The organism is Microbulbifer flavimaris, from assembly GCF_001641755.2.
In the GTDB taxonomy this organism is placed as follows: domain Bacteria; phylum Pseudomonadota; class Gammaproteobacteria; order Pseudomonadales; family Cellvibrionaceae; genus Microbulbifer; species Microbulbifer flavimaris.
In genome coordinates this window covers 278,887-302,576 of the sequence record NZ_LRFG02000005.1, presented here as the reverse complement: position 1 = coordinate 302,576, position 23,690 = coordinate 278,887, and the positions used below count along the sequence as shown (strand labels likewise).

General features: G+C 58.6%; 16 protein-coding genes. 4 read left to right on the top strand and 12 right to left on the bottom strand.

The features are described from left to right. Position 1 precedes the first annotated feature (1 nt). The 5 genes from AWR36_RS14140 to AWR36_RS16150 all read right to left on the bottom strand — a co-directional run bounded on the left by AWR36_RS14140 (position 2) and on the right by AWR36_RS16150 (position 9,265). Positions 2–1,261: an HlyD family efflux transporter periplasmic adaptor subunit gene (locus AWR36_RS14140; protein WP_082679621.1), complete on the bottom strand. Its 1,260-nt coding sequence runs from the start codon at positions 1,259–1,261 to the stop codon at positions 2–4. Then, positions 1,258–3,471 (bottom strand): type I secretion system permease/ATPase, encoded by a 2,214-nt coding sequence (locus AWR36_RS14135; RefSeq protein WP_067086218.1) that lies wholly within the window; start codon positions 3,469–3,471, stop codon positions 1,258–1,260. The genes AWR36_RS14140 and AWR36_RS14135 overlap by 4 nt, the downstream gene beginning before the upstream one ends. Continuing rightward, positions 3,468–4,961: a TolC family outer membrane protein gene (locus AWR36_RS14130; RefSeq protein ID WP_096866669.1), complete on the bottom strand. Its 1,494-nt coding sequence runs from the start codon at positions 4,959–4,961 to the stop codon at positions 3,468–3,470. The genes AWR36_RS14135 and AWR36_RS14130 overlap by 4 nt, the downstream gene beginning before the upstream one ends. 84 nt (positions 4,962–5,045) lie before the next feature. Further along, a complete protein-coding gene (locus AWR36_RS16260) occupies positions 5,046–6,344 on the bottom strand; it encodes a hypothetical protein (protein ID WP_067104721.1) in 1,299 nt (432 codons plus the stop codon). A 347-nt stretch (positions 6,345–6,691) separates the two neighbouring features. Beyond that, a complete protein-coding gene (locus tag AWR36_RS16150; RefSeq protein WP_141398543.1) occupies positions 6,692–9,265 on the bottom strand; it encodes a BapA/Bap/LapF family prefix-like domain-containing protein in 2,574 nt (857 codons plus the stop codon). 393 nt (positions 9,266–9,658) lie between these two features. Here AWR36_RS16150 and AWR36_RS14115 point away from each other — a divergent pair, with 393 nt between their 5' ends. Further along, the gene (locus AWR36_RS14115; RefSeq protein ID WP_067086212.1) at positions 9,659–10,207 is read left to right on the top strand and encodes a histidine phosphatase family protein; all 549 of its coding nucleotides are present in this window, start codon (positions 9,659–9,661) and stop codon (positions 10,205–10,207) included. 21 nt (positions 10,208–10,228) lie between these two features. Here the strand turns inward: AWR36_RS14115 and pepN are convergent, their stop codons facing one another. Then, a complete protein-coding gene (pepN, locus tag AWR36_RS14110) occupies positions 10,229–12,865 on the bottom strand; it encodes an aminopeptidase N (RefSeq protein ID WP_067086209.1) in 2,637 nt (878 codons plus the stop codon). A 91-nt stretch (positions 12,866–12,956) separates the two neighbouring features. Beyond that, the gene (gene ggt, locus AWR36_RS14105; RefSeq protein WP_197409284.1) at positions 12,957–14,684 is read right to left on the bottom strand and encodes a gamma-glutamyltransferase; all 1,728 of its coding nucleotides are present in this window, start codon (positions 14,682–14,684) and stop codon (positions 12,957–12,959) included. A gap of 254 nt (positions 14,685–14,938) precedes the next feature. Between ggt and AWR36_RS14100 the strand changes: the two genes are divergently transcribed. The 3 genes from AWR36_RS14100 to AWR36_RS14090 all read left to right on the top strand — a co-directional run bounded on the left by AWR36_RS14100 (position 14,939) and on the right by AWR36_RS14090 (position 18,482). Next, on the top strand, positions 14,939–17,869 hold the full coding sequence (locus AWR36_RS14100; protein WP_141398542.1) for an intermembrane phospholipid transport protein YdbH family protein: 2,931 nt from the start codon (positions 14,939–14,941) through the stop codon (positions 17,867–17,869). Positions 17,870–17,948: 79 nt separating this feature from the next. Next, positions 17,949–18,143 carry a YnbE family lipoprotein gene (locus tag AWR36_RS14095; RefSeq protein WP_067086204.1) on the top strand — a complete coding sequence of 65 codons (195 nt, stop codon included), beginning with the start codon at positions 17,949–17,951 and terminating at the stop codon, positions 18,141–18,143. Between the two features lie 9 nt (positions 18,144–18,152). Beyond that, the gene (locus tag AWR36_RS14090; RefSeq protein WP_067086201.1) at positions 18,153–18,482 is read left to right on the top strand and encodes a YdbL family protein; all 330 of its coding nucleotides are present in this window, start codon (positions 18,153–18,155) and stop codon (positions 18,480–18,482) included. A gap of 142 nt (positions 18,483–18,624) precedes the next feature. Here the strand turns inward: AWR36_RS14090 and rpoS are convergent, their stop codons facing one another. The 5 genes from rpoS to truD form a co-directional block, all read right to left on the bottom strand. Continuing rightward, positions 18,625–19,683, bottom strand: a complete 1,059-nt coding sequence (gene rpoS, locus AWR36_RS14085; protein WP_067086198.1) for an RNA polymerase sigma factor RpoS — start codon at positions 19,681–19,683, stop codon at positions 18,625–18,627. Positions 19,684–19,972: 289 nt separating this feature from the next. Then, the gene (locus tag AWR36_RS14080; RefSeq protein ID WP_197409283.1) at positions 19,973–20,827 is read right to left on the bottom strand and encodes a peptidoglycan DD-metalloendopeptidase family protein; all 855 of its coding nucleotides are present in this window, start codon (positions 20,825–20,827) and stop codon (positions 19,973–19,975) included. A gap of 143 nt (positions 20,828–20,970) precedes the next feature. Next, the gene (locus AWR36_RS14075) at positions 20,971–21,909 is read right to left on the bottom strand and encodes a DUF368 domain-containing protein (RefSeq protein WP_067086197.1); all 939 of its coding nucleotides are present in this window, start codon (positions 21,907–21,909) and stop codon (positions 20,971–20,973) included. After that, positions 21,906–22,577 (bottom strand): protein-L-isoaspartate(D-aspartate) O-methyltransferase, encoded by a 672-nt coding sequence (locus AWR36_RS14070; protein WP_176491148.1) that lies wholly within the window; start codon positions 22,575–22,577, stop codon positions 21,906–21,908. Before AWR36_RS14070 ends, AWR36_RS14075 begins: the two co-directional genes overlap by 4 nt. Before the next feature lie 74 nt (positions 22,578–22,651). Continuing rightward, positions 22,652–23,689: a tRNA pseudouridine(13) synthase TruD gene (gene truD / locus AWR36_RS14065; RefSeq protein ID WP_082679620.1), complete on the bottom strand. Its 1,038-nt coding sequence runs from the start codon at positions 23,687–23,689 to the stop codon at positions 22,652–22,654. Between the last annotated feature and the right edge of the window lies 1 nt (position 23,690).

Below are 23,690 nucleotides of genomic sequence, written 5' to 3'. Positions count from 1 at the left end.
ATTATCTCTCGCGCAATGCATCTTTCGCGCTGTTGAGGGGCTTCACCAGATAGTCGAAGACAGTTTTTGAACCCGTCTTGACGTCAACGGTTGCAACCATACCGGGAACGATGGGAAAGCGCTTGCCCGCCTGATTCACCAGTGCATCTGATTCGGTCAGGATAAATACGCGGTAGTAATATTGATCCGGATTAATTTCGTCCTGAATGGTGTCCGGAGAGATCATTTTGACATGCCCATCCAGGCCACCATAGACAGAGTAGTCATAGGCCGTGATCTTCACCTTGGCGGCCTGCTCCGGGTGAATGAAGGCGATATCCCGCGGGGAGATTCGAGCTTCGATCAGCAATTTGTCGTCCAGAGGGACAATTTCCATCAGACGGCCGTTGGGGGGGATGACTCCGCCGATGGTCGTTACTTCGATATCTTTGACGATCCCCCGCACCGGGGAACGCAGGGTGAGCCTTGTCAGTGAATCGGAGCGTCCCTCAATAACGGATGACAACGCCTCAACCTCGGCACTGACCGCTGCCAGTTCTTCCCGCGCTCGCACCATATACTCCGAGCGTCTCTCATTGATCTGTAATTCCAGCTCGGACTTCTGGCGGCTCAGACGCAAAACTTCCACGTTGCTGGCCGCTCCTGAGCTCACCAGCGAGCGCGTGATGGACAGTTCTTTTTCAACCAGCACCAGGGATTCCCTGAGCCCCTTCAGGGATTCATCCAGTTGGTGGCGACGGGTGTTATAGAGTTTGCGCTCCTTGGCCAGCAGCTCGTCGAAACCGTCCAGCTCTTCGGGAAAGGCAAGCTTGCTGCCATTCACCTCTGCCGACAGGCGTGCAGCACTGGCCAGTGCTGCTCGGTAGCGGGCTGCACTCTCTTCCACGTTGGAGCGGATCTTGGTGGGATCCAGTTGAGCCAGGATTTGCCCCTGTTCGACGATGTCCCCCTCGGAGACCTTCAAGTCTGCCAGGATGCCGCCCTCCAGTGACTGGACCATCTGCGCCCGGGATGTCGGCACCACCTTTCCCGTGCCGGAAGAGACCTCATCGACCCGTGCAAAATAGGACCAGGCAATCAGTGCAGCGATCAGCAGAAAGAAAACCCACACGACCCGCGTCGAACGCACGATCGTCGACTCATCCGTTCCGTCATCCAGAGTGCCTGCGCCTCTGTGAAAGTCGGCATCCAGCAAAGGCACCCTGGGAGAGGCGGACTGTTTCAGTGGGCAGGCCTTTGCGCCGCCCTCTTTTGGGCTCATGGCGACACCTGTGCAGACTTGCCCGCAGAAGACTGGCCCGGCGTCGGCTTCGCAGGCTGTGAAAGCTTCGTCAGTATTTCTTCCTTGCCACCGTCCATCAACACTCGACCTGCATCCACCACTACGATTCTATCCACCAGCCTCAGGGTACTTGCCCGGTGCGTAGCCAGTATTAATGTGCGCTCACCGATCCACTCTGAGAGATTGTCGATGACCCGACGTTCGGTAGCCTCGTCCAGGGAGGCTGAAGGCTCATCCAGCAGCAGTACCTGCGGTTGGCGTATCAACAGCCGCGACAACAGCAGCGACTGCCGCTGACCACCAGACAACCCCTTGCCACCTTCAAGAACCATATGGTCCAGCCCTCGGGGCAACCTGCGCACAAAGTCCTCGGCACAACTCATTTTCAGCGCCCACAGTATTTCCTCATCAGAAGCCTGAGGCGCTCCCAGGGTCAGGTTCTCCCGCAGGGTGCCGTGAAAGAGCGTAGAGTTCTGGCTCAGTAATCCAATGTCCCGGCGCAGATCTGCGGGATCAAGATGATCAATGGCAATACCATCGATTGTGGCCAGGCCGGAAGCGTTTTCCAGCAGGCCCGCCATCGCCTGCAGCAATGTCGACTTACCGGCACCGTTGCGCCCCAGAACTGCGATTTTTTCACCAGGCCGAATAACCAGCCCGGGAACCTGAAGCGCAGGATCGGGCGCGTCCGCGTCGTAGCTGAATGCGGCCTGGCGAAATTCATAATCACCATGAATCGTGCTCTTGTGCACCCGCTTGCTGCCCTCGGCATGATCCACGGGCAACTGCATGATCTGGTCGAGCCCTTTCAGGGCCATCCTGGCCTGCTGCCAGCGGCTCAAAATCTGGGTCACCTGCGCGATCGGTGACATCATCCGGGAGCCCAGGATAGAGGCCGCGACCAGCGCACCGGTAGTCAGGTCACCGGCCATCACCATGGGGGCGCCAAAAAGTACAATTACGGCGAATACCGAGGACTGCACATTGTGTGTCCAGGTCACCAGCTTGCTGACCAGATATCGCAGCTCGAGATTCGAATCCGCGGTCACCGCATTGAAGTGGTTCCATTGCTGCTGAAAGCGCTGCTCGGCCTGCAATACCTTGATGTCCTCCATGCCCTGAACCGATTCCACCAGCATGGCATTGCGCAGCGAGGATTCCCGCATCGACTCAGCCGAGAGACGAGCCAGTTTTCCCTGCGCCAACAGGCCCGGTATCAATAGCAGCAACAGCGCGACCAGTGGCACCAAAACCAGTGGGCCCGCAATCATCCAGAGCACAGCCAGAAAGAGAAAGAAGAACGGCATATCGGCAATGGCCAGAACCGTGGTGGAGGTCACCATTTCCCGTACCCGCTCCAACTCCCGAATTTGGGAAATGAAGGTTCCGGTGGACTTCGGGCGTGCAGAATTACGCAGTCGCACGGCATGACCGTATACGAGGTCCGACACACGGATATCGGCCCTCTTGCCAAGAAGATCCGTAATGCGTGTGCGCATCAACCGCATGATGAAGTCAAAAAGCACAGCCACACAGACACCGCTGAACAGGACATACAGTGTTGGCATGGATTCCGCTGGAATTACACGGTCATAGACCTGTTTCGAGAACAGGATACCGGCAAGCGCCAGGGTATTGGCTACTGTGGTCGCCAGCATGACATGGGTGTAGGGTTTCAGGTCTCGCAGGATGATCGAACGGAACCAGTGCTTACCCTGGGGCTTGATGTAGTCATCGACCCGGGCATCGCTGACAGTCTTGCGCGGTCGCAAGATCAGCAGCATGCGCACCTGTTCCTGCAGTGCTTTGAGTTCGACTGTCGACGCCAAACCCTGATCGCCACTGAAGGTCACACTGGCCACACCCTGCTTATCCACTCCTTCAATGACACCCACCTGGCCATCGGTCGTTTGAATCACCAGCGGCAGTCGCCAGGCGCTTATCTTGGCGTGCTCGAACTTGGCAGTTTTCACCGTCATTCCGGCCTGGCGCGCCATCTGGAGAAGAACACTGTGGGTAGAAGTGTCCTGTGTTGAGGCACTGGCAATTCGAATGTTTTCTTCCGAACAATCGAGACGGTAATGACGGGCCACCGTCAGCACTGCCTCCAACCAAGGAGAGAAATCCAGAGCCGGATTCTGGTCCGAGGCAGCCGCCTCATTCACCTCCACTGCATCCAACTGACTCATGGCAGAATTTGCACCCCCTGCACTTGCCGCCCCTCAATGCCGAATGCGCGTCGCAGTGCACCGACGTTGTAGAGACAGTCCAAACGCAATCTCTCCAGATCGAACCTTGTCCCACTGAGCTCCTGCCGGGCCTGATAGAGCTCCTGCTCCGAGTTGAGCAGGTCCAGCAGCGTGCGGGTACCAAGCGAAGAATACTGCTTGCGATACAGGTCGCGAGTCTCGCGAATAGAGCGCTCCCGCGCCTCCAGAATGCCAAGGCTCCTGGCCAACCCCCTTTCCTGTTCCTGTGCGGAGCGGTAATCCCTTGCCACTGTCTCAATCGCCGCATCCTTCGCATAATCAGCCGCCTGAAGCGCATAGGCACTGGACTGCTTCGTCGCAGAGATCCGCCCCCCCTGATAAATGGGCATGGAGAGATTCAGGAAGACGGAAGATTCGTTCTCATCGATGACATTGGCATCCACATAGTTGGGATCCAGGTACCGGTTGTAATTGGCATCGAGAGACAGGGTAGGCCAGGCGTCAGATTTGGCTTCTTCCAATCTGGCCATCGCCTCATCCCGTGAGGCTTCAGCGATCAGCACCCGCGGGGATGCGGTAACCGCCGATACGGGCGCCTCGCAGGCAGAGGTCAGTGATGGCGTGGCTTCCATCGAGACAGCAAAGGGTTGCTCTGCGCCAACAAAGTTCTGCAATTCCGCACGCCAGCGGGCCAGGCGCGCTTCCAGCTGCTGAAAGTCTGCCCGCGCCGCCTGCATTCGAGACTCTGCCTGGAGCAGGTCAGACCGGGAGCTGGCACCGCGTTCACTACGCATTCTCACCAGCGACGCTATGGATTGGACACCATCGATTCGCTCCCGGGCAATACCGAGTAAAGCCTGGTAACGCTGGACTTCGATAGCCGCATTGGCAGTTTGGCGGGCAACCTGATCCACACTGAACAGCACGTTCGCCAGAGAGCGCGTTGCCTCCGCACTGGCGAGGTCTACGCCACTGGAGACCTTGCCGAAGTCATAGATCACCTGCGAGGCATAGAGCTGCAGCGCATGACCATTACCATCCCCCTCATCTTCACTGTCGTGACCGGCAATCACACCGGCGTTCAGTTGGGGGAAGTAGCCTGCACGGGCAATGCGGATATTCTGTTGTCGCTGGAACAGCTCATTGACCGACTCCGAGATCACCGGATGCCAGTTCACGGCCTGGAGGACGGACTGTTCGATGGTGAGCAGTGGCGGTGAATACTGCGACTGGCTGACAACTGCGGGTCGGCTCCCTTCTGACGATTCGACTGAAGGAGATTGCGCTGCAAGTTGCGACGCACTGCTGACAAGTAGGAGCCGTTCATGGAACTCCTGACCATGCCCCGGGGGAGCCCAGGCGTGGCAGGCAATAGCCAGTGCTATCGCCCATTGCCGCTGTCGAATAAGCACTATGTCCACTCGCCGAGGATGATTGCGATGTCCACTTGTGGTGGAAGCTGCCGGCATCGCTGATTAAATTTATTCCAGCATCGAGTCTAGACAAAAAAACCGGGCCCTGAGGCCCGGTTCTTCCCTACGCGTTGAGATCAATCAGATCTGGAAATCTCCCAGGCCACTCTGTTGCCAGAGGTCCTGGACCATTTCTTCACTCTGAGGCATCAGGTCGAGGTCAGGCAGCTCGAAGGTCGACTCGCTGAAGCGTGCGAACACATCAGGTAGAGCGTCGCTAATGCCGTCATTTCCACCTCGAGAGCCAGAAACAAGTGACTCTACATTGCTGAGCAGGTCAGCCAGGGAAAGGGCCGGCTCTCCGTCACCCCCGCCACAGCCGCAGTCTTCCTCATCGCCGTTCTCGGCCGCACTGGCCTCCACACCTGCGAGAGTGACTACCTCCGTGATCCCGGTTGCCTCGACAATCTCGTTGCCACCAACATCGGGACAAAGGTCATCGACGTCAAACTCCACGACTCCTTGACCGCCAACTGTAGGACCACCAGGGGCATTTGGGTTACCGGCGATCGGCCAGTTCGCAATGAGTTCCTCGTTGGAGATTGCCTCTGAGCAAGGATCGTCTGGGGTTCCCTGATAATGAATGGTCGCGGCCTTAATGACCCACTCCTCGACCACAACCGGCGGTTCGCCATCCGGGTCACCGAAGTTTTCCTCAATACAGGGGATCAGACTCTCCGGATAGGTACCGTCAGTAATTTCTTCATCAAACCCTTCCACCTTAATGATTTGCCCATCCGAAAGCCGGAAAGCGATGTAAGAAATCGCATTGGGCAGTTCACAGTCGGCATCCGCGTCCGCATCGGCGTCGGCGTCCGCATCGGCGTCAGCATCGGCATCGGCATCGGCATCGGCGTCCGCGTCGGCATCGGCGTCGGCATCCGCATCCGCGTCGGCATCCGCATCTGCATCCGCATCTGCATCGGCATCGGCATCGGCATCCGCATCGGCATCCGCATCGGCATCCGCATCGGCATCGGCATCGGCATCGGCATCCGCATCCGCATCCGCATCGGCATCGGCATCCGCATCGGCATCCGCATCGGCATCGGCATCGGCATCCGCATCGGCATCCGCATCGGCATCGGCGTCGGCATCTGCATCAGCGTCGGCATCGCAGTCGTCTTTGTCGCCGTACTTGCAGTCGTCCTTGGGCGGATCGTCTTTGCAGTCGTCCTTGGGTGGCTCGTAATCTTTTTCGCACTCCTCAGGTGGTGGTACGTAGCCTCCACCAGAGTCCCCATCCTTACAGTCCTCGTAGCCGCCGCTAGAATCTTTTTCGTCGCGACTCCAGTCATAGCTACCGCTCTGGTAATCCTTGTGGCCAAACCAGAAGCTCTGTCCGTCTCCCGAGTTATCGCTGCCAGAGTATGTTCCCATAGTGCACCTTTATCCCTACTTCCCTGAAACATCCATTAATGAAGTGCGGTTGGGTTCAACGCGGGCAGCTGTTTGTCGCTATTTTTGCCAAAGCGTTAATATCGTTAGCGGTCAAATACCCCAAACCAGGCTGACTATTTTTTAACCAGCCTGTTAAGTTATGGAATACCAAAGAAGGGAATGCAAGGTGGGAAACACCGCGGGAAGAAGGCCCTGTTGAGGATCGGCGGAATGCGAGCACACCGAGGATGGACAGGCCTACAGAGCAGGGGATGACTTGGCCTGTCTTCCTCAGTTTTCTGGTCACTACCGGTCTACAACAATTCTTCTGTCAGCGCATGAATACACTAGACAGGGTCAAAACCTGATTGCTGCCACAGGTCCTGCACATCCTGCTCGAACTGCAGACTAAATTCATCATAAACGTTGTCGGCCGACGCCTGCTCTGCGTCTTCAGGCCCGCAACCCTGCCCCGGCAGATTGTCTGTTGAGTATTCACCATTTGTCAGTGCAGAAATGGCTGTTTCTACGCCATCCAGGAGCTCATTGAGTTCTACGCTCTGCTCGAACTCGAGGTCATTGGAAAGCTCTTCACCCCTTTCGACCAGCATTTCGAGGCTGTCCAGAGCTTGTTCCAATTGAGACAAAGGAACCAGTCCTTCAGTAAAGGCCCCCACCAAGTCTCTGACCCCTTCGGCCAAGTCAGCGTACTCCTCCGTCGAATCCGAATCCAGGCAGCCACAGGCAGCAGCAACCGAATCTGCTCCCGCTCCTTCGCCAGACAACAGGGGCTCGCCATCACAAAGGTCTTGCAAATCTACCTCAATAACGCCCGGACCACCTATTTGCCCTCCAGGGTTTGTAGGCCAACCATCGGTCGTTGTGATCTCGCAATTGTCGTCGTAAAACTGATTGCCTGCCTGCACGATGTAATCACTGCCGTTCACCGGTACGACTTCAGCTCCGTACGTTTCTTCAATGCAGTCGATCAATGTCGCCGGGAATTGACCATCGTTGATCTCAGCATCATTGAACTCGACTTTGATCACCCGACCATCATCGAGCTGGAAAGCAACGTAGCCAATATCTCTTGGTAAATCACAGTCGGCATCTGCATCCGCGTCTGCATCGGCGTCGGCGTCGGCGTCGGCGTCGGCGTCAGCATCAGCGTCTGCATCAGCGTCCGCATCAGCATCGGCGTCCGCATCGGCATCAGCGTCCGCATCGGCATCGGCATCCGCATCGGCATCCGCATCGGCATCCGCATCCGCATCGGCATCCGCATCGGCATCCGCATCGGCATCGGCATCGGCATCGGCATCGGCATCGGCATCCGCATCGGCGTCTGCATCGGCATCTGCATCTGCGTCCGCGTCGGCGTCCGCATCGGCATCGGCATCGGCATCTGCATCCGCATCGGCATCTGCATCCGCATCGGCATCTGCATCGGCATCTGCATCCGCATCGGCGTCGGCGTCGGCGTCGGCGTCGGCATCAGCGTCTGCGTCTGCGTCTGCGTCAGCATCCGCGTCAGCGTCAGCGTCCGCATCAGCATCGGCGTCTGCATCAGCGTCCGCATCGGCATCGGCATCGGCATCAGCGTCCGCGTCGGCGTCTGCATCAGCGTCTGCATCAGCATCCGCGTCGGCATCCGCATCGGCGTCTGCGTCTGCGTCTGCGTCTGCGTCTGCGTCTGCGTCTGCGTCTGCATCAGCATCGGCGTCCGCATCGGCATCGGCATCGGCATCGGCATCAGCGTCCGCGTCGGCGTCTGCATCGGCATCTGCATCCGCATCGGCATCGGCATCTGCGTCCGCGTCAGCGTCAGCATCGGCATCTGCATCTGCATCGGCGTCTGCATCAGCGTCCGCATCGGCATCGGCATCAGCGTCCGCGTCGGCGTCTGCATCGGCATCTGCATCCGCATCGGCGTCTGCATCGGCATCCGCGTCAGCATCCGCGTCAGCGTCCGCATCAGCATCCGCGTCAGCGTCCGCATCAGCGTCCGCATCAGCATCGGCGTCTGCATCAGCGTCCGCATCGGCATCTGCATCCGCATCGGCGTCTGCGTCTGCGTCTGCGTCAGCATCCGCGTCAGCATCCGCATCGGCATCGGCATCGGCATCGGCATCGGCATCGGCGTCTGCATCCGCATCCGCATCCGCATCCGCATCCGCATCCGCATCCGCATCCGCATCCGCGTCAGCATCGGCATCGGCATCTGCGTCGGCATCGGCGTCCGCGTCCGCATCCGCATCCGCATCCGCGTCAGCATCCGCGTCTGCATCGGCATCTGCGTCGGCATCCGCGTCGGCATCCGCATCGGCATCGGCGTCTGCATCTGCATCTGCATCTGCATCTGCGTCGGCGTCGGCGTCGGCATCGGCGTCTGCATCGGCATCGGCATCCGCGTCGCTATCTGCGTCTGCGTCACTCTCTGGTATCTCCGGCCCAATCGGCCTGAATCCGCCAGGGGGGATCACGAAGCCTCCTCCACCGCCATTACCATTATCAATAGCGGGGACGAGGATACCGATACCAATCAGGGGAGGCAGCCAGTTCGGTATTGCGACACCGGCCGCGGGAGCAGCCGTAACGAGTGCTTCAGGGGTAGCGGCAACTTCACTGATGAGGAAATCCGGCTCGGCCCCCGTGTACTCGCCGCGCAGCAGGTTGCCCTTGGCTCCCTGAAACAGCAGCTCGCTCTGGAGGCCCGCATCATCGACGTCAAAAAAATCGAACAAGGTAATGCGCTGACCGTTTTCCAGGACGATCACTAGGTCGAAGCCTTCGCGGGAATAACTGGCAACTTCTTCTGGGCCGAAGGGAAGGACGACGGCACTGGGTGCGGATAAATTGATGGACTGCAGCGGCGTGGAAATAGCCTCGCCACTGCGCTTGTCGATGACCGTCGCGCTCATGCCACCACCTGCTACTACTTATGCGCAATCCCTGGGCACCGAAAGCTCAATGATGCTTTGGCACAAAGAGGGGGGCTTTGGTGTAAAAATCACTACTGTGGAGTCATTCGTCCGTCTTCAGGGGGCTCCGGACCTGAAAAAATTGTTCAATATTTTTTATGGACGAAGACGTCAGGGGTTGCAAGGAGCTAAATAGCGCCAGCTATACTCTACCGGCTAAATTTAGGAAGCTGGCCATGATGCTATCACTGGTGAACGCCTGCCAACTTGATCAATTGGTCCAGGCCTCTATCTATGACTAGTACGGCCCCTGGCAGCATTTTCAGCAAGAAGAGAGCAATCGCCAGCTTGAGCAGGGACACATACCGTTTGCGTATTTGATCAGGGAGTACAATGCCTCGTATTTTGTTGATTCGTCATGGGGAGGCGCTGAAAAAGCCTTCGATTAGTGACCCTGCACTGACACCGCTTGGTGAGGAACAGTCACGTCAGCTGGCCAAGAACCTGTCCTCGGAGCCACCGGTGTCTCTAATCAGCAGTCCCATGCAGCGCGCGCGGCAAACCGCCGAGCCTCTTGCTGAAGCCTGGCAGCAGCCGGTTGCCATCGAGCCGCTGGTGACGGAAATCCCCTCCCCCCTTGATCTGCCAGCCAGCCAGCGGGGACCTTGGATACGCGGTCTGCTGGATAAAGAATGGCACCAACTGGAACCCCACCAGCAGGAGTGGCGAGCGGAGATCATCGCATATCTCCAAGGCCTTCAGAGTGATACGGCGATCTTTTGCCACTTTATGGTGATTAACTCGGTGGTGGCGAAGATCCGCGAGGACTCCCGCATCCGCCAGTTCCGGCCCGACTACACCTCGATCACCGAGCTCTCACTGGACGAGCACGGACTGCGCCTGGTCCGCCTCGGCCGCTGCCGGGACAGTCAGATCCGCTAGCCCTCCAACTGACAGAACATCTCAGTCTTTTTTCAGGCTCTTGCTCACCACTTCATAAAGGTCAGCAGACAGTTGCCCCGATGCCATGACCGACTGCAGTGCTGCAAACATCTGCTCCCGCGGCCCCTGGCAGTACTTCTTCCAGCGGGTGATCGGCGTGACCAGTCGCGCGGCAATCTGCGGATTGAGCTTATCCAACGCAATCACCTGCTCGGCCAGGAACCGGAAACCACTGCCATCGGGCTGGTGGAATTGAGTAAAATTGCGGTTGGCAAAAGCACCGATTACGGACCGCACCCGATTGGGGTTAGTCAGCTCAAAGGCGGGATGGGCCATCAGTGCCCGCACTGCTTCGAGGGTGCCGCGTTTGGGGCTGCTGCTCTGTAAAGAAAGCCACAGTTCCACGACCTGGTCATCTTCTTTCCAGCGCTCATAAAAGTTCTGTAACGCCGCCTCTGCGCGCTGTTCATCAGCCCGGTTGACCAGAGCCGCCAGAGCGGCTGCGCTATCAGTCATGTTGGTTGCCGTAGCGAACTGACTATCGGCAAGGGCCAGTGCGTCTTCCCGCTCCGTGACACACAGATAAGCAAGGGCGACGTTTTTCAGACGCCGCTGTGCAATATCCGCTGCCACCGGACGATAGGGTTTATCGTGATCGAGCCGTCGGTAAGCCTGCTCCAGGTGTTCGTAAAGCGCTTCGGCCAGAGCCTGCTCGGCATATTTGCGGGAGGCAATTATGGCCTCCGCATCGATCGTGTCCGCCTCCTCCGCCAGTGTCTGGGCACTGGGCAGGGTCAGCATTTCAGCTACCAGCGCTGGATCCAGGTCGTCCTGCTGAAGCACACTCCGGTAGGCATCCACCAGCTCAGGCGGGAGCTCCATTGCGGTGCCGGAACGGAAATCTGCCTGCAACTGGGCCAGTGCCCGGAAGGCCAGGCGCTGTCCGGCATCCCAGCGATTAAAGGCGTCACTATCGGCGCGCATAAGCAGTTGCAGCTGGGCCGGTGAATAGTCGTAGCGCACTTTTACCGGGGCCGAAAAGCCCCGCAATAGTGACGGCAGCGGTTGCTCGGGGACACCCTCAAACGTAAAGGTCTGCTCCGGTTCGGTCACTTCCAATACGGTCTCGCCTTTGCCGTCGGCATCCAGTGCCAGCGCACTGCCATCCGCCCCGAGCAAGCCCATCTTGAGCGGGATATGGAATGGCAATTTCTCAGCCTGGCCCGGGCTCGGCGGACAGGACTGGCGAACCGTGAGCGTGTAGCGATTACTATCAGCATCGTAGTCGTCGCTGATTTCCAGCACCGGCGTGCCGGCCTGGCTGTACCAGCGCCTGAACTGCTTCAGGTCCACCTCATTGGCGTCTTCCATTGCGGCAATGAAATCTTCACAGGTAACCGCACAGCCATCGTGACGCTCGAAGTACAAGTCGCTGCCACGGCGGAACGCCTGCGCTCCCAGCAGGGTGTGAATCATGCGCACCACCTCCGCGCCCTTCTCGTAAATGGTCAGGGTGTAGAAGTTGGAGATCTCCATATAGGAGTCTGGCCGCACCGGGTGCGACATAGGGCCAGCATCTTCGGCAAACTGGGACGTGCGCAACATGGACACATCCTCGATGCGCTTGACCGCACGGGAATTCATGTCAGCAGAGAATTCCGCATCGCGGAACACGGTGAAGCCTTCTTTCAGGCTCAGCTGGAACCAGTCGCGGCAGGTAACCCGGTTACCGGACCAGTTGTGAAAGTACTCGTGCGCGACGATGGATTCGATACGCTGGAAGGCCGCATCGGTAGCTGTCTCCGGGCTGGCCAGTACACAGGCAGAATTAAAGATATTGAGGCCTTTGTTCTCCATGGCACCCATGTTGAAATGATCCACGGCGACGATCATGAAGATGTCCAGGTCGTACTCCCGCCCATACACCTCCTCATCCCAGCGCATAGCCGCCTTGAGAGAGCGCATGGCATGGTCGCATTTGTGGATATTCTTTGGCTCGGTGTAGATCTCCAGGATGACCTCGCGACCACTCATGGTGGTGAAACGGTCTTCGACCTTCTCCAGCTGTCCGGCCACCAGCGCGAACAGGTAAGCTGGTTTGGCGAATGGGTCCTCCCAGGTGACAAAGTGACGATCGCCATCGATCTTCCCGCGTTCGATCTCGTTGCCATTGGATAGCAGAATCGGGTAGTCCCCTGGTGCGACGATCGTGGTAGTGAACTTCGACATTACGTCGGGCCGGTCCGGGTAGTAAGTGATCTTGCGAAAGCCCTCCGCCTCGCACTGGGTGCAGTACATGCCATTGGACAAATACAGTCCCTCCAACGACGTGTTGCCCTCCGGATCGATACGGTTGCGTATCTCCAGGGTGAATTCGGCACGATGGACGGGGATGCTCAATCCCTCCGCATGGCAGGTGTAGTCGTCCTCCCCCAGTGGCACGCCGTCGATGGCCACCGATAACAGTTCCAGGTCGACGCCATCAAGCTGCAGCGGCGGCAGGCCCTCGCCGGCAGCGGGGTTTCGACGCACTTTCAGCTGGGACTCGACCAGTGTGGCGTTGGGCTCCAGCTCGAAACGCAGCCGCGTGCTGTCCACCAGGTAATCGGGCTGGCGGTAGTCTTTCAGATAGACTGTGCGGGGCTGGGCATCTTTCATTGTTTTCGACTCACTCTAGGAAATTGGAAATACCCCGCCCTGGACGGAGGGGTGCTCACTATAAGGATCTGACGGGCGCTGCCAAGAGGTCTCAGTAACCAGCGGCGTGTCCATCCTTGCGGCTCTCAGACGCGCCATGATACACACCGTCGGCACTGCGCATAATCGCCTGATAGCCGCCAAAGGGGCCACTGGCGAAGCGCACCTGGTGCCCCATCTGCACCAGTTTACGGCGGGTCTCCATGGGGAAGCCGTCCTCAAGGCTGAGATAGCCGCCATCCTCCATTACTTCATCCGTCGGCTGGCTCGACCCGCTGTGCAGGATGCGGGGTGCGTCTCCCGCTTCCTGCACGTTCAAACCAAAGTCGACCATGTTGATCACGATCTGTGCGTGCATCTGCGGCTGGGTCGCGCCGCCCATCACGCCGAAACTCAAATACGGCTTGCCCTCCTTGGTGACGAAAGCGGGAATGATCGTGTGGAAGGGCCGCTTGCCCGGCTGGTACTGGTTGAAGTGCCCCTCTCGCAGGCTGAACATCTCTCCGCGGTCCTGCAGAATGAAACCCAACTCGCCGGGCGTCATGCCCGAGCCCATACCGCGGTAATTACTCTGGATCAGTGACACCATATTGCCCTCGGCATCCGCCACCGTCAGGTAGATGGTATCACCGTGCTTCAGGGCCGGGTTGCCGGCGTCGTACCGCCTGGTGGCGCGGCCTGGATCGATCAGCTTGCGCCGCTCGGCGGCATAGCCCTTGGAGATGAGCTCTTTCACCGGAATCTGGTTGAAGGCCGGGTCCGCATACCACTTCGCCCGATCCTCAAAGGCGAGCTTTTTCGCCTCTGTGAAGAGATGCACATACTCTGGACTGGTACGACCCATCCGGGCCAGATCGTAGCCCTCGAGAATATTGAGAATCTGTAATGCGGCTATGCCCTGCCCATTTGGCGGCAGCTCCCATACATCGTAGCCACGGTAGTTGGTGGCAACCGGGTCGACCCACTCGGACTCGTGGGAGGCCAGATCCTCAAGAGACAGGAAACCGCCATTGGCTTTCATATAGGCCGCAATCTCGCGGGCGATATCCCCCCGGTAAAAAGCATCCCGGCCACCCTCAGCGATACGTTTGTAGGTCTTGGCCAGCCGTGGATTTCGGAATATTTCACCCTCTCTGGGTGCCCGGCCATTGGGCATAAAGGTCTGCCGGAAACCGGGGAATTTCTGCAGGCGCGGCACTGAGCGATCCCAGTAATAGGCCACCAGCTGGGTTACCGGAAAGCCCTTTTCGGCATAGCTGATGGCGGGCTGCAGGACATCCGACATGGGCAGGCGACCAAACTTTTCATGCAGCTCATACCAGCCGTCCACGGCTCCCGGCACCGACACCGGCAAGGGGCCATGGGAGGGAATCCGATCCAGGCCGTTTTCAGCAAAGTAGGAAAATGGCAGGGACTTGGGTGAGCGGCCACTGGCATTCAGCCCGTAGAGTTTCTCGGACTTGGCGTCCCACACGATGGCAAACAGGTCACCGCCGATTCCGCAGCCGGTGGGTTCCATCAGGCCCTGTGCGGCGTTGGCGGCAATCGCCGCATCCACCGCCGAACCGCCCTGCTTGAGAATATCGAGTGCTATCTGCGTGGCCAGCGGCTGGCTGGTGGCCGCCATACCATTGGTTGCCAGCGCCTGAGAGCGACTGGCAAAGCCCTCACCCGCCACGCGGTCATAAGCGTTGGCGCCAGCACTAAAAAGTACAAAGGGAAAAGCCAGCCCGGCCAACAGGCTTTTAACTGACTTCAACCGTCCTATCATGCCTTCCATTAAGGTTTCCTCCGTGGCCGGTTACACTGGAACAGGTAGATGATGCCCTGCCTCACCCTACTGCAAAGGTGGCGGGTAAAGTTTCAGTCTCCACATATCGAAACCGACCGCAAGTCAGACCGGAGAACCCTGTGCCCAAACCGTCCCGAACCACCATTGCCATTCTGCTGCTGGTGGCAGCAGCCTGGTGGCTGTGGCGCGATCGCGATTCGGTTGCCGCGAGCCTGATCAACGCGGTTCAGGATGTTGGCGCCGTGGAGTCCCTGAATGGCCTGAATTTTTACGGGGGAGGCGTGCGCCTGGATCGACTCAGGTTTACGACTAAAAATGGCATCACAGCAGACTTCAGCGCCCTGCAACTGGCAAATCCTCTGGGCGCATTCGGGGCCACTAACGACAGTGAACTCACTATTGGTAAAGCGGAGCTGTACTTTCCCGAACTCCGTCCCCCCCCCGGTTCGGGAGAATCCGGGGAACAGAGGGAATCGGGCACTACCAACGGACAGACTGATACAGCCAAGCACGCAGCAGCCACCAGTCAATCCAGCCGACAGGAAGATAAACGCCGCTCCGATACCGGACCGCTGTACCTGAGTGCTCTGATCGATTCATTGGCCTCGGTGCCGGCCCGCATTGAAATCCAGCAGCTAGAGTGGCCACAAGCGGACCAGAGCTGGCACTCGGCAACGGCCAGGCTGAGCGTCCGGCGACTGCCGGATTCCACCACCCTGCTGACAAAATACGTGACAAGCCGCTTGCGGGCTGAAGCCACCATCATCCCCGACAGGGAGCGCCTGCAGCTGCGGGGCAAAGTGAATCTCGGAGACGCTCCTGCCTCTCAGGTCCTTATCGCTACCGCAGAAAGACGCCCTGACGAGAGCTGGCAAACTGCCATCTCCACAGTGGCCAGGCTGCAATGGCTGCAAAGCGGGGAACTTCCACTGCCGGTGGAGACTTCGTCCGGCGAATTGATCGCAAAACTCAGCGGCATACTGCCCGACGACCTCCGCGCCCTGGATGAATACAAAAACCTCTGGGTGAATCTGTCCAGCCAAAAAGCATCCGTCACTCTGGACAGAGACTTTGCGCCCCTGACTCTGAAGATGGAGACGACAGAACCGCTCTCGGCGCAGATAAGCTCCGTCAGCCCGCTTCAACTGCGACAATTATCCGGCGAGGCCCAGGTCGATGCCGATCTGACTGGCAAAACCATGGCGCAGCTGCTTTCTGCCAATATTCGAGCCCAGGGCACAGGTGGAAAACCCGTGTTGAAGGCCTCAGGCACGGTGTTTCCCCAGCAACTTCATGCCCTACTGCAGGAGACCGCACTGAAAAAGCGCCCGGATCTCGCGGCTATCGAGAGCACAACCGGGACTCTTTTATTTGCAATGCACGCGCAATTGGCAGGGCCGGGCGAAAATCTCGCCATATCCGCCAATGACCACCTCCTTGTTCACGAAGCAAGTCTGGAGCTGAAATCCGGCAGCGAACTGCGTCTTGTTACCGGGCCAGATCCAGCAGGAAAGTCGGTGTTGAATCAACTCGGCTGGAAACAGATCTCCGCGAAAGTGGATTTGGAGGCACCGGTAATCCTCTCCACTGATGGCTGGCCCGGCGACATCCATCTCTCGGCACCGGATCTGCGCGGCACACTACAGGGGGTAACATTACAAAAGAAGGGAGGAAAGGAGGCCACACCGGTCTTGTTCCAGGTTACCGATGCTTCCTGTCAGTTTTCCGATACTCCCAACTGCTCCGTTGTGGCCCGCACGGAGGCTGCAGAACTGGCTCTCGCCGAGCCAGAGGCAACCCTTATCGACCTCCAACTTTCCACCTCAGTGAACGTCAAACACACAAAGTCAGGCAATAAGATCAAGCTCTCGAAATTTGCCGCTGAAGCTGAAAGACTGAGCAGCGGCGAGGTGCAGATAGAGGGATTATCATTGAATTCCCCCTCCTTCGAATGCGTTGCAGAAGAGACGGAAATCCGCTGTGAAGGTGAGTCCACAGCGACGGCTCTATCAGCAGGCAGCGCCAATCCAGCTGTCAATGTCGGCGGCACGCTATCTTTTCCCTCACTGGTTTTCACCCACCGGGACAGAGAGCCGAAGCTCAATGCCAGTTTTCAGATTCCGGGAGGGAAGCTGCGCTGGGTGAATAGCGGTCAGACCGACTTTACGGGCAGCGGTGATTTGTCACTGGAGGGTGGCAAGCTGCGTGGCAAAGGACAGATTTCGGCCGGGGATCTCCAGGTAAGGGGCTCCTGGTCTCACAATCTCGACTCTTCCTCGGGAGAAGCCAAACTCGGAATGCCACGCGTTTCGTTCAGCAAGGAGCGGCCTCTCAGCCACTCCGCTAGAGGCCTGCCCGTCGATATCGTCGCTGGGTCCCTTGCCGGCACCGCACAGTTTGCCTGGCCCGCAGGGGAGCAGGATCAAATCCAGCTCTCGCTGGATGAAATCGCGGGTGTCTACGAAAAGAGCTTTGCGACCGGCATCAGCACCACTTTAAAGCTACAACGCTCGGGGGGCTTTTGGCGAACTCCCGAACCTCAACCGGTATCAGTATCCTCTGTGGATGTGGGCGTGAGCATTACTGATATTCGCTTTGACCTCAAGGTCACCGAAGAGCGCGATATCATTCTGTCCTCACTCTCCGCAGCAACCCTTGGGGGAGAGATCAGTTCGAAATCTCTGAGCTGGAATCTGGACAATGAACCGAGGCGCAGCCTGGTATCCGCCAATGGCATCTCGCTGCGGGCGCTCGAAAACGAGATGGAAGCCGAGAACTTCGCTGCATCCGGCACGCTGGACCTGCAAATCCCCGTGGTTACCGGTCCAGACGGTATTACCGTGGAAAACGGGGAAGTGGAAGCAAGAGCTCCAGGGGGGCGGCTACGCTATTATGGCGCCTTCTCCCCACAGATGCTGGCCGGCAATCCCCAGCTCAAGATGCTTTCCGGTGCCCTGGAGGATTACAACTTCCGCACCCTGGGAGGCACCCTGAACTATCCCCCAAGCGGTGACATGCAACTAAAGTTAAAACTGGTGGGGCGAAGTGACTCAGTGGCCAAAGATCGCGATCTCATCATCAACCTCAACCTCGAAAACAACATTCCCTCAATGCTGCGCTCTTTGCAGGCGAGCCGAGACCTGAGCGAGGCGCTGCAAAAGAGGCTTGAGTGAACCGTCACACGCAGAGGGTTCAGTTTGGGTTAAGCTAGTCCGGATATCATGACATGGCGTTGACACTCAGGAGTAACTCATGACCGGCACCAGACTGCTCCCCCCGCTGCTGATAGCCGCCCTGTTTACCGCGGCCTGCACGCCGACGGTGGCAGTGCAGGCACCCAGCGAGCCCATTACAGTGAACCTGAACGTCAAGATCGAACACGAGATCCGGGTCAAAGTCGACCGGGAGCTGGACGATCTTTTTGACGACAAAGAGGGAATTTTCTAAGGAGGCATCATGAAGAGGCTGACAAAAAATCTGCTGCTCATCATCGGCCTGGCCATCGCGCTACCGGCACTGGCAATTACGCTGGATGCGGCGCGATCCCAGGGCCTGGTAGGTGAGGCCAACAGCGGCTACATCGCGGTCGTCGACCAGTCTTCTCCGGAACTGGAACGGTTGATCAACGAGGTAAACAGCAAGCGCAAACGCGAATATGCAGCCATCGCCAAACGCAATGGTATCGACATTGCCCAGGTTGCAGCGCGCGCGGCTGAAAAGCTGGAGGCGCGCCTCAAGCCGGGAGAGTTTTATCAGGACAACCGGGGAAGGTGGGTGCAGAAATAGCTACGGACTGGCACCACGACCGTTGCCCCATCAGCAGTGAGCAGAGACTGGATGAATGGGGCGTTGATGCATTGAGCAAACATAAAAAAGCCGCGAGGGGCATGATCTCGCGGCTTTTCATGTCATCAAAAGGTTTTTACTGTCAGAGGTTGGCAAATAATGAGAGCCCGTCCAGCCCCTGCTTCTCCATGACTTCACGCAGGCGCTTTAGTGCATCTACCTGGATCTGGCGTACGCGCTCACGGGTCAGACCAATTTCCCGGCCCACTTCTTCCAGGGTGCTCGCCTCATAACCCCGCAAACCAAAGCGCCGTGAAACCACCTCGCACTGCTTGTCCGGCAGTTCGCCGAGCCAGCGATTGATACTTTCGAATAAATCCGTGTCCTGAAGCAGTTCAGCCGGGTCCGACTCCTGCTGGTCCGGGATGGTATCCACCAGGGTTTTTTCCGAAGAGGGACCGATGGGCGTGTCCACCGAGGTTACGCGCTCGTTCAGGCCCAGCATTCGCTCAACATCCTCCACCGGCTTCTCGAGCAGGTTGGCAATCTCTTCTGCCGATGGCTCGTGATCCAGCTTTTGTGCCAGCTCGCGGGAGGCACGCAGGTAGACATTGAGTTCCTTGACCACATGGATAGGCAAGCGGATCGTGCGGGTCTGGTTCATGATGGCCCGCTCGATGGTCTGGCGGATCCACCAGGTGGCATAGGTGGAGAAGCGGAACCCACGCTCGGGATCAAACTTCTCAACCGCACGTATAAGGCCGAGATTACCCTCCTCGATCAGGTCCAGCAGCGCCAGCCCACGGCTTACATAGCGCCGCGCAATCTTGACCACAAGGCGGAGGTTACTCTCAATCATCCGCTTTCGGGCGGCCCCATCGCCTCGCAGAGCCTTGCGGGCGTAGTAGACCTCTTCCTCGGCGGTGAGGAGTGGGGAAAAACCGATTTCGTTCAGGTAAAGCTGTGTGGCGTCGAGGTTCTTTTGCAGGTAACTGTCACTGTCTGTCCTGCGGGCTCGAGCCTTGAGGGGGGTGGGTTCGGAGGTTTTTTTTGCTGCGGTCTTCCGGGGCCGACCGCCGGATTTCTCCTCTTTCTGTGATTTTGCCGATTTCTTTCCGCGAGTATTGACCTCATTTGCTGCCAACTCTGGAGGAAGGTCTGCCTGTCCAGCTGCCAGCTGGTCGCGACGATGTGCTTCCATTTCCCCAACTCCTTGTAAATTTGCCAGTCTCAGTCGCACTGAAACCGAGCCGCTACGCGGGTCGCTGTCAGGGCGACAGTCGCCAGTTTCGACGACCACAAGGAACGGCGGAGAAAGGACAAACTGCCTGGGCAATTTGTTGCAGGGAGGGGACATCGAGTCAGACGCGGAGGCACCTGACTAAAGGCTCTAGCCCTGCTCTGCCGACCTTGGGCAGGTCACGAATCCGGTGACTACCTCAAGTGGTACAAAATAAAAATCCGTTTTTATTTACAGGGCCGTCGGCGCCTCACGGGTTGCGCGGCAGGTAGGAAAGCGGGTCGACTGGCTGACCGTTCCGGCGAATTTCGAAGTGGAGCTTGTTGCGGTCTGTACCACTTGAACCCAGTTCCGCGATCCTCTGCCCCGCCTTCACTTCGCTGCCCTCTTTCACAAGCAATTTGTGGTTGTGGGCATAAGCACTGAGGAATTCCTCATTGTGCTTCACGATCAGCAGCTTCCCGTATCCTCTCAGCGCACTTCCCGCGTAGATCACGGTGCCATTGGCTGCTGCAGATACAGAGTCCCCCTTTTGCCCGGCGATATCAACACCCTTCCGCAACGGGTCCCTGGCCCGGAATGTGCTGATCAGGGGACCACGGACAGGCCAGCGCCAGACAATTTTCGAGTTTGAAACGGGCTGGGGCAGTTTGCGAACAGTTTTCTTCGGTAAAGATCTTTCTACTTTTCTGGATGGCTTTTGCGCCACAGGTTTTGCGGCCGGAGCACTCTTTCGCACCGGCGCCGGGGCTGGCCGGGGGCTGGAAACCAACGCTTTGCCCTCCAGGCGCAGACGCTGGCCGGGGAAGATACTGTAAGGGGCCGCGATGCCATTGATGGCCGCCAGGTGGCGAAAGTCCTGGCCATATCGCCAGGCGATGGAATACAGCGTTTCGCCGCGACTGACGGTGTGGTGCTTGATCCTCTGGCTCGGCGGCTGCCCAAGTGAGTGCGTCGGCGCCGGGTGACTGGTGCAGGAAGCAACTATCAACCCCACCAGAGCGACGGTTAATATCTTTAACACGGACAGAAAAAGATGACCGGAAAAGAGATCAACGTCCCGCCAGCTGAAAACACTAGATTGTTGAAAAAGACGACACTTCATTATTCTCTTTTTACATCAGGGGGTCGTATTTATGGGAAAAGTATCTAAAAAAATTCGCTTAACAGTGCGCATTTCAGGGTTGGAAATACCATTTTTCCGATCCTCAGCAGCTTGAAATGTGGCAAAAGGGCTTTTCACGCCCCTCATTGGCGTGCGCCCTGCCTGTGGCCCCAGAAATCCACCGTCAGGACGATCATCGCAGCAACCATGGCCGCTGTCGCCGCAATCAGCAGGTAGCTGCTTTCCCCGGTCACTTCAGCGTAGGTCCAGGGTGAGGTGTTGGACATCAGGGGCGCCAGCTTGTCCCCGGCTTCCGGAGCCTGCCCGGTGGGCAGCTTCCATGGCCAGATGATTTTCAGGCTGCCGAGAAGAATACCGCCGAGGAAAGCCAGGGTTCGCGCCACGTAATGATGCATCAGCCAGGACAGCAGGCGGCTGAACAGCATGAGACCAGTGACAGCACCAGCGGCGAAGCACAGCAGCTTGACGATCTGCATTTCGTGCACCGCCGTCAGCACATGGGGGTAGATGCCGATCATGAGCAGGATAAAAGAGCCGGAAATGCCGGGCAGGATCATGGCACAGATCGCAAGTGCGCCGGAGAGAAACAGGGTCAGTGGCGTCGCCGGTACCTGAGCGGGCCGTAATTCACTGACCCCTATCGCGATCAGCACCCCTAGCAGCACGTAGAACAGCGCCCCGGTGTTCCAGCGGGGCACCCGCCGCAGAACAGGGATGACTGACGCGAGCACGAGCCCGAAAAAGAAGCCCCAGACCGCAATCGGGTAGGTATCGAGCAGGTAACCGATCAGGCGGGCAAGGCTGACGACGCTGATCAGGATGCCGGCGAACAATGACAGCAGGAAACTGCCGTTGATATATTGCCAGGCAACCACCAAGCCGTGGCGCCGCAGTACCGTCAGGGCGTGCGGGCCGACACGGCTGATGGAGTCGAGCAACTCCTGGTAGATGCCCGTGATAAAGGCGATGGTGCCACCCGAAACACCGGGCACCACATCGGCAGCCCCCATGGCCATTCCCCTGGCAGCAACGCCCCACAGGCGGCTCTCGCGCAGCCTCATCGGACGACACCGCCCAGAAGTGGCACAAAGCGCACCGGCTCAAGCCTCTCCACATCAAACTGTTCGCTGTCGCCACGGCGCGTGATGATAGTCAGGAATTGACGCTCGTTGCCAACGGGCATGACCAGGACCCCATCGGGGCCCAGCTGCTCCTTGAGCTCGGCAGGTACGGAGGCCGGGGAGGCAGCAGCCAGAATGGCGTCATAAGGGCCCTTTTCCGGCCAGCCAAACCCGCCGGCGCTGAGGCTGGTCTCCAGGTTGTAGAGACCCAGCTCCCGCAAACGTTGCCGGGCTTTTTCCAGTAACGGCCCGATGCGCTCGACGGAATAGAGCTTGTCCACCAGGCGCGCCAGAATGGCCGCCTGGTAACCGGACCCGGTTCCAACCTCCAGAACCCGGTGCAGGGATTTCGCCCGGCTCAACAAAAGTTCGGTCATGCGGGCGACGATATAGGGTTGTGAAATCGTCTGCCCGTAACCGATGGGCAGGGAAGTGTCCTCGTAGGCACGGATGGCCAAGGCTTCGTCCAGAAAGAGATGTCGGGGGGTTGAGGCCATGACATCGAGCACGGCCTCATTGCTGATTCCCTCTTCCCGCAGTCGCTGAATCAGCCGGTTGCGGGTTCGCTGGGAAGTCATCCCCAGCCCCTCACGTTTCAAGCGATCCATATTACCCCTATTAAATGCCGGTAGCCGCCCTTGGCTCCGAAGTGCCGGCACGAGGGCCGGTTATTGTTGTAGCTCTATTTTATGTTGGCGCCGCTCTCATTGGCCAGCACCGCGAGCTCCCGCAATACCGCAGTGGCAAATGCACCCGGCGGCAGAGCGAATGCCAGCTCCAGGTTGTCCCCCTGCCAATTGAAGCCGTAGCCATCCGGACGCAGTAGCAAAGCGCGTCGCTCCTGCTGCAGGCCACAGTGCTCCAGCCAGTCACAGAGCCCCTTCCACTGATCTGTGACGGAGGACTCCAGGGTTGCAAGCTCCGCAGCGGCCGGGTTGCGCCCGCGCCCCCACAAGGGACCGGACGGCTCTTCGATGGGTTCCCCCGGCATCGCCTGCCGCCAGCAGTCGCGACGCACCCGTTCCGCCAGCACTTGATTGAAAAGCCAGCTGCGCGCTGCGGACATGGCAAAGGCCCTGTCACTGCGCCTAACCCGCACATTGTCCTCTGCAATCCGCAACGCCAGATCCAGATTGCCCCCTTCGCGGCCGAAACGCTGTTCGCCGAAATAGTTGGGCACTCCCTCACCGAGGCGTTCAAGAACGGACTCCGCCTGATCGCGATCACCCCGCACGTTGCGCAGGGTAATCACAAACCGGTTGCCCACGTGCTCGCCGCGGCGGAGCTTACGGGGACCGCGAAACACATTCAGGATGGCGATCTCGTCAGAATTCAGCTGGCTCCAGTCGGGCGCACTCTTCTGCCCCAGCCAGACACTGAACCACTGCGTGGTGACCGCGTGGCGATCCTTCAGCCCGTAAAACCCGATATCCCCCGGACGAACGCCGGCAGCCCTGGCCAGTTGCTGGGCGACCCAATTGGTGTTGGCACCGCGCTTGCGAACCTGCAGATAGACATGCTCTCCGCCGTCATCGACCGGCGGCGCCGCCAGCTCCTCGACAACGAAGTCCTCGGGAATACTGCGAAAATCCGCCTCGATCGCTGCCCCACCGAGCGCACGGGGCCAGTCCAGATCCCATCCGGGAGCAGCAGACGCAGAAGACCCAGAGGACCCAGAGGACCCAGAGGACCCAGAAGACCCAGAAGACCCAGAGGACATA

Bases quoted from the DNA above. Each gene is read 5' to 3' on its own strand.
- AWR36_RS14140 (WP_082679621.1), bottom strand. From the start codon at position 1,261: ATGAGCCCAAAAGAGGGCGGCGCAAAGGCCTGCCCACTGAAACAGTCC.
- AWR36_RS14135 (WP_067086218.1), bottom strand. From the start codon at position 3,471: ATGAGTCAGTTGGATGCAGTGGAGGTGAATGAGGCGGCTGCCTCGGAC.
- AWR36_RS14130 (WP_096866669.1), bottom strand. From the start codon at position 4,961: ATGCCGGCAGCTTCCACCACAAGTGGACATCGCAATCATCCTCGGCGA.
- AWR36_RS16260 (WP_067104721.1), bottom strand. From the start codon at position 6,344: ATGGGAACATACTCTGGCAGCGATAACTCGGGAGACGGACAGAGCTTC.
- AWR36_RS16150 (WP_141398543.1), bottom strand. From the start codon at position 9,265: ATGAGCGCGACGGTCATCGACAAGCGCAGTGGCGAGGCTATTTCCACG.
- AWR36_RS14115 (WP_067086212.1), top strand. From the start codon at position 9,659: ATGCCTCGTATTTTGTTGATTCGTCATGGGGAGGCGCTGAAAAAGCCT.
- pepN (WP_067086209.1), bottom strand. From the start codon at position 12,865: ATGAAAGATGCCCAGCCCCGCACAGTCTATCTGAAAGACTACCGCCAG.
- ggt (WP_197409284.1), bottom strand. From the start codon at position 14,684: ATGGAAGGCATGATAGGACGGTTGAAGTCAGTTAAAAGCCTGTTGGCC.
- AWR36_RS14095 (WP_067086204.1), top strand. From the start codon at position 17,949: ATGACCGGCACCAGACTGCTCCCCCCGCTGCTGATAGCCGCCCTGTTT.
- AWR36_RS14090 (WP_067086201.1), top strand. From the start codon at position 18,153: ATGAAGAGGCTGACAAAAAATCTGCTGCTCATCATCGGCCTGGCCATC.
- rpoS (WP_067086198.1), bottom strand. From the start codon at position 19,683: ATGGAAGCACATCGTCGCGACCAGCTGGCAGCTGGACAGGCAGACCTT.
- AWR36_RS14080 (WP_197409283.1), bottom strand. From the start codon at position 20,827: ATGAAGTGTCGTCTTTTTCAACAATCTAGTGTTTTCAGCTGGCGGGAC.
- AWR36_RS14075 (WP_067086197.1), bottom strand. From the start codon at position 21,909: ATGAGGCTGCGCGAGAGCCGCCTGTGGGGCGTTGCTGCCAGGGGAATG.
- AWR36_RS14070 (WP_176491148.1), bottom strand. From the start codon at position 22,577: ATGGATCGCTTGAAACGTGAGGGGCTGGGGATGACTTCCCAGCGAACC.
- truD (WP_082679620.1), bottom strand. From the start codon at position 23,689: ATGTCCTCTGGGTCTTCTGGGTCTTCTGGGTCCTCTGGGTCCTCTGGG.